At 70.3% G+C, this 6,123-nt stretch carries 6 protein-coding genes; 4 read left to right on the top strand and 2 right to left on the bottom strand.

All coding sequences use genetic code 11. The features are described 5' to 3' along the window. Positions 1–21 precede the first annotated feature (21 nt). A complete protein-coding gene (ung, locus tag P3W75_RS11320; RefSeq protein WP_276227472.1) occupies positions 22–717 on the bottom strand; it encodes a uracil-DNA glycosylase in 696 nt (231 codons plus the stop codon). 169 nt (positions 718–886) lie between these two features. On the opposite strand from ung, the gene P3W75_RS11325 reads away from it, so the two are divergent. After that, on the top strand, positions 887–1,657 hold the full coding sequence (locus P3W75_RS11325) for an HDOD domain-containing protein (protein ID WP_276227473.1): 771 nt from the start codon (positions 887–889) through the stop codon (positions 1,655–1,657). Positions 1,658–1,663: 6 nt separating this feature from the next. Here P3W75_RS11325 and P3W75_RS11330 read toward each other — a convergent pair whose 3' ends face one another. Next, on the bottom strand, positions 1,664–2,545 hold the full coding sequence (locus P3W75_RS11330; RefSeq protein ID WP_276227477.1) for an AraC family transcriptional regulator: 882 nt from the start codon (positions 2,543–2,545) through the stop codon (positions 1,664–1,666). Between the two features lie 142 nt (positions 2,546–2,687). Between P3W75_RS11330 and P3W75_RS11335 the strand changes: the two genes are divergently transcribed. From P3W75_RS11335 to P3W75_RS11345, 3 genes are all read left to right on the top strand, one after another. Then, positions 2,688–3,851: an isobutyryl-CoA dehydrogenase gene (locus tag P3W75_RS11335; RefSeq protein WP_276227474.1), complete on the top strand. Its 1,164-nt coding sequence runs from the start codon at positions 2,688–2,690 to the stop codon at positions 3,849–3,851. Positions 3,852–4,125: 274 nt separating this feature from the next. Continuing rightward, positions 4,126–4,944, top strand: a complete 819-nt coding sequence (locus tag P3W75_RS11340) for an enoyl-CoA hydratase (RefSeq protein ID WP_276227475.1) — start codon at positions 4,126–4,128, stop codon at positions 4,942–4,944. Between the two features lie 10 nt (positions 4,945–4,954). Beyond that, positions 4,955–6,058: an enoyl-CoA hydratase/isomerase family protein gene (locus P3W75_RS11345; protein WP_276227476.1), complete on the top strand. Its 1,104-nt coding sequence runs from the start codon at positions 4,955–4,957 to the stop codon at positions 6,056–6,058. Positions 6,059–6,123 lie beyond the last annotated feature (65 nt).

Raw genomic sequence — 6,123 nt, forward strand, 5'->3', positions numbered from 1 at the left:
CCTCGAACGGCCGGTGCCCCGTCAGATCGCCGGCAGCGCCCAGTCGATCGGCGCCTTGCCGTTCTGCTCGAGGAACTTGTTGGTGCGGCTGAAGTGGCCGTTGCCGAGGAAGCCGCGATAGGCCGACAGCGGCGAGGGGTGAGCCGACTTGAGGATCAGGTGGCGGGTCGGGTCGATCAGCTTCTGCTTGCTCTGCGCGTGGGAGCCCCAGAGCAGGAACACCACGCCGTCGCAGCGCTCGTTGACCACCTCGATCACCCGGTCGGTGAACGGCTGCCAGCCGGCCTGGGCGTGGGAACCGGCGTTGGCCTGCTCCACCGTCAGCGAGGTGTTGAGCAGCAGCACGCCCTGCTCCGCCCAGTGCTGCAGGTAACCATGGCTGGCGATGGGGATGTTCAGGTCGCGCTGCAGCTCCTTGTAGATGTTCTGCAGCGACGGCGGCGTCGGCACCCCCGGCTGCACCGAGAAGCACAGGCCGTGGGCCTGGCCGGGGCCGTGGTAGGGGTCCTGGCCGATGATCACCACCTTCACCTGGTCCAGCGGCGTGGAGTTGAGGGCGTTGAAGATCAGCGGGCCCGGCGGGAAGATCACCTTGCCGGCGGCCTTCTCGTTGCGCAGGAATTCGCTCAGCGTACGCATGTACGGCTTGTCGAATTCCTCGCGCAGGGCACTCTTCCAGCTCTCTTCCAGTTTGATACGATCGTCGTTCTCGGTCATGGGACACCTGATGGAACATGGCCGCCGCACCCTAAGAAAGCCCGTGCCCCTTGTCAATGCGGCAGACCCCATGGTTTCACCGGACACTTCCCATACCCCTCCCCCCGCCGACGCCGTCCGCTTCGCGCTGTACAACCGTTTCCTGAAGGGCGAGGCCAAGGTGCCGCAGATGCCCGAGTCGCACCTGCGCGTGCGGCGCCTGCTGGGCGACGCGCGCACCTCGCTGGAACAGCTGGCGCGGGTGATCAACGCCGACCCGCCGCTGGCCGCCTACCTCATGCAGTTCGCCGAGAGCCCGCTGCTGCGCGGCGCGCGCCCGTGCGCCTCGCTGCGCGACGTATTGGCGCGCCTCGGCACGCGGCGCCTGGGCAACCTGGTGCTGAGCTTCTCGCTGCGCAACCTGTACATCGGCAAGGAGCGCATCCTCCAGCAGATGTTCCGCGCGCGCTGGAACGCCGCCCGCGAGCGCGCCGCCTACAGCGCCCTGCTCGCCCAGCACAGCCGGGTGGCCGAGGCCGACGACGCGATCCTCGCCGGCCTGCTGCAGGACGTCGGCAGCCTGCCGCTGCTCGCCGAGCTGGAGCGCTGGCCGGAGTACCCGCGCGACGCCGCGTCGCTGCAGCGCCTGTGCGAGCAACTGTCCGGCGACATAGGCGTGGTCATCATGACCGTCTGGAAGCTGCCCACGCTGACCATCCAGTGCGCCCGCGAGCGGGCCAACTGGCAGCGCGAGCACGACGGCCCGGCCGACCTCGCCGACCTCGTGCAGGTCGCCGAACAGCTGCGCGCCCCGGCGCTGGCCGGCGACGCCCTGGCCGAGCTGCCGGCCTTGCGCCGCCTGGCGCGGGACTGCCCGGCGCTGCAGCAGCCGGTCGAGCCGCTGCGTCGCCAGCTGGGCGAGGAAGTGAAGCTCTGGCAGCGCCTGCTGGCCGGGCGCTGAGCCGCCCTAGCCCTGGTGCAGCGCCCGGTAGTGACTGGGCGCCATCCCCACCACCCGCTTGAACAGCCGCGAGAAGTAGTAGGCATCGGCGTAGCCGAGCTGCTCGGCGACCTGGCGCACGTCGAGGTGGCCCTGGTCGAGCAGGCGGCAGGCGTGGGTCATCTTCAGCCGGATGAAATCCTGGATCGGCGCCTGGCCGGTCAGCGCGCGGTAGGTCTTGGCGAAGTGGAAACGCGACAGGCGGAACTGCGCGGCCAGCTCGTCGAGGTTCAGGCTGCTGTCCAGGTGCTCGCGCATCAGCGCCTGCACCGCGTCCACGTCCAGCACCGCGCCGGACTTCAGCCGCGCCGGCGCCGGGCGCAGCGCCAGCGAGGTCAGCAGCGCCTGCAACAGGTGCGCGGCATGGATGAAGTGCGGCAGGCTCAGGCCCTGGCGGCGCAGCGCCAGCAATGCGTCGAACTCCCCGCGCAGGCGCGGCTGCACGCCGATGCGCAGGCGCGGCGAAGCCCCCAGCGGGCGCAGGAACTCCTCCACCAGGCCGCCTTCCAGGTGCACCCAGTAGATCGACCAGGGCCGCTCGGCGTCGGCCCCGTAGGCGTGGGCGACGCCGCGCGGCAGCACCAGCAGGTCACCGGCCTGGACATCGAATCGTCCATCCGCGCTTTCCAGCCAGCCCTCCCCGGCGCTGCAGTAGATCAGCAGGTGGTCGTCCGGCGCCTGGCGCCGCATCACGTGCCCGCTGGCGGCCGGGTAGTAGCCCAGGGCCAGCGGGTAGCAGGCCTGGCCCAGAGGGTGTCGCGCCAAAGTACGACGCAGGCGCGGCGGGGTGATGAAACGGACGCCCTGCTGCGGCAGGGGCCAGGCGGACAGTAGCGGGCTGACGGACATGCTGAGGGAAACCCCGAAGGCGCTTGCCAATGCCAAGATCGTCCATCCTCAAGGCAAGATCGTCAATCCACAGTTCGCCCCGCCTCGCGCTATAACCGTGGGCAAGCAATGCCCTCTCACAAGAACAACCCGAGGATGCTCCATGGAATTCGATCTCAGCGAAGAACAGCGCCTGCTGGTGGAAAGCGCCAAGGCCTTCGCCCGCCGCGAGCTGGCGCCGCACGCGGCGGACTGGGACCGCGACCACCACTTCCCGGTGGACGTCATCCGCCGCGCCGCCGAACAGGGCTACCTGGGCCTCTATATCAGCGAGGACGACGGCGGCCTGGGCCTGTCGCGGCTGTCCGCGGCGCTGATCTTCGAGCAACTGGCCGCCGGCTGCGTGGCCACCACCGCCTACATCACCATCCACAACATGGCCACCTGGATGCTCGCCAGCTTCGGCGACGCCGCGCTCAAGGCGCAGTGGCTGCCGGGGCTGATCGGCGGCGAGTCGCTGGCCTCCTACTGCCTCACCGAGCCGGACGCCGGCTCCGACGCCGCGCACCTGCGCACCCGCGCCCGCCGCGACGGCGAGGAGTACGTGCTGGACGGCGCCAAGACCTTCATCTCCGGCGCAGGCAGCACCGACGTGCTGATCGTCATGGCGCGCACCGGCGAGGACGGCGCCAAGGGAATCTCCTGCTTCCTGGTGCCGGCCAACGCCGACGGCATCCGCTACGGCCGCAACGAGGACAAGATGGGCTGGAAGGCCCAGCCCACCCGCACCATCACCTTCGAAGGCGTGCGCATCCCGGCGGGCAACCGCATCGGCCCGGAAGGCCAGGGCTTCGTCTACGCCATGAAGGGCCTGGACGGCGGCCGCCTGAACATCGCCAGCTGCTCCCTCGGCGCGGCCCAGGCGGCGCTGGAACAATCGCTGCGCTACGTCGAGGAGCGCAAGCAGTTCGGCAAGGCCCTGGCCGAGTTCCAGGCCCTGCAGTTCAAGCTCGCCGACATGCTCACCGACCTCACCGCCAGCCGCCAGATGGTGCGCCTGGCCGCGCACAAGCTGGACCACAAGGACGCCGAGGCTACGCTGTTCTGCGCCATGGCCAAGCGCTTCGCCACCGACCGCTGCTTCGCCCTGTGCAACGACGCCCTGCAACTGCACGGCGGCTACGGCTACCTCAACGACTACCCGCTGGAGCGCTGGGTGCGCGACAGCCGCGTGCACCAGATCCTCGAAGGCACCAACGAGATCATGCGGGTGATAGTCGCGCGGCGCCTGCTCGACCAGGGCGGCATGCTCGATCGCCTGCTGTAGCGCCGCACCACCGCCCTTGTGTAGGAGCGGATTCATCCGCGATCAGCGCCGCGCCATGGCCATCGCGGACGGAGTCCGCTCCTACGAGAAGGCGCTCCGCCCCGCAGCATGGATTGCCCATGCCACAAAGCGCGCGGCGCAGAAAGATGGAAAAAACGCCCAGCCAGGCGGTCCAATCCGAACGCATCGGACATGGACGCGCCCGGCCGGGGCCCCTAGAGTCCCCCGCATACCCCGGCGCCGCCGCAGGCCGCGCCCCGATCAGGAGATCGCCATGAGCACCGCCGTAGAACCCTACAAGGCCGCCCCCTTCGACCTGACCCACAAGCTCACCGTGGAGAAGCACGGCCACACCGCGCTGATCACCATCAACCACCCGCCGGCCAACACCTGGGACCGCGACTCGCTGATCGGCCTGCGCCAACTGGTCGAGCACCTCAACCACGACGACGACATCTACGCCCTGGTGATCACCGGCCAGGGGCCGAAATTCTTCTCCGCCGGCGCCGACCTGAACATGTTCGCCGACGGCGACAAGGCCCGCGCCCGCGAGATGGCCCGGCGCTTCGGCGAGGCCTTCGAGGCCCTGCGCGACTTCCGTGGCGTGTCCATCGCCGCGATCAACGGCTACGCCATGGGCGGCGGCCTGGAATGCGCGCTGGCCTGCGACATCCGCATCGCCGAGCGCCACGCGCAGATGGCCCTGCCCGAAGCCGCGGTGGGCCTGCTGCCCTGCGCCGGCGGCACCCAGGCGCTGGCCTGGCTGGTCGGCGAAGGCTGGGCCAAGCGCATGATTCTCTGCGGCGAGCGGGTGGACGCCGAGACCGCCCAGCGCATCGGCCTGGTCGAGCAGGTGGTGGACAGCGGCGAGGCGCGCGGCGCCGCCCTGCTGCTGGCGGCCAAGGTGGCGCGGCAGAGCCCGGTGGCGGTGCGCACCATCAAACCGCTGATCCAGGGCGCCCGCGAGCGCGGCCCGAGCACCTGGCTGCCGGAAGAGCGCGAGCGCTTCGTCGACCTGTTCGACGCCGACGACACCCGCGAAGGTGTCAACGCCTTCCTGGAAAAACGCGAGCCGAACTGGCGCAACAAGTAAGGATCACCCGATGAATGTACTTTTCGAGGAACGCCACGGCCTGCACGGCTTCCGCATCGGCATAGCGACCCTGGACGCCGAGAAGAGCCTCAACGCCCTCAGCCTGCCGATGATCGAGGCGCTGCTGCAGCGCCTGCAGATCTGGCGCGACGACCCGCACATCGCCTGCGTGCTGCTGCGCGGCGCCGGCCTGAAGGCGTTCTGCGCCGGCGGCGACGTGCGCAAGCTGGTCGACGCCTGCCGCGAACACCCCGGCGAGGTGCCGGAACTGGCGCGGCGCTTCTTCGCCGATGAATACCGCCTCGACCACCTCATCCACACCTACGGCAAGCCGCTGCTGTGCTGGGCCCACGGCTACGTGATGGGCGGCGGCATGGGCCTGATGCAGGGCGCCGGGGTGCGCATCGTCACCCCGTCCAGCCGCCTGGCCATGCCGGAGATCAGCATCGGCCTGTACCCGGACGTCGGCGCCAGCTGGTTCCTCGCCCGCCTGCCGGGGCGCCTGGGGCTGTTCCTGGGCCTCGGCGCGACCCAGCTGAACGCCCGCGACGCGCTGGACCTGGACCTGGCCGACCGCTTCCTGCTCGACACCCAGCAGGACGACCTGCTCGCCGGGCTGATCCAGCTGAACTGGCGCGAACAGCCGCAGGTGCAGCTGCACAGCCTGCTCCGCGCCCTGGAACACGAGGCCCGTGGCGAGCTGCCGGAAGCCCAGCTGCTGCCGCGCCGCGAACGCCTCGACGCGCTGCTCGACGTGGCCGACGCCAGCGACGCCTGGCAGGCCCTGGCGGCCGCGCAGAACGACGCCGACCCGCTGCTGGCCAAGGCCGCGCGGACCCTGGCCGGCGGCTGCCCGCTGACCGCCCGGCTGGTCTGGGAGCAGATCCGCCGCGCGCGCCACTCGTCGCTCGCCGAGGTATTCCGCATGGAATACGCGATGAGCCTGAACTGCTGCCGCCACCCGGAGTTCGCCGAGGGCGTGCGCGCCCGCCTGATCGACAAGGACAACGCGCCGCACTGGCACTGGCCGGATATCGCTGCCATACCTGAGGCAGTGGTGGACGCGCATTTCGAGGCGACCTGGGAGGGCGCGCACCCGCTGGCGGATCTCTAGCCCGCCCCTCCCCTGTAGGAGCGCGCTTGCTCGCGAACCCGCCTGACGCCCATGGCGCCGGGTAA

It is taken from the genome of Pseudomonas citronellolis (assembly GCF_029335315.1).
Lineage (GTDB): Bacteria > Pseudomonadota > Gammaproteobacteria > Pseudomonadales > Pseudomonadaceae > Pseudomonas > Pseudomonas citronellolis_A.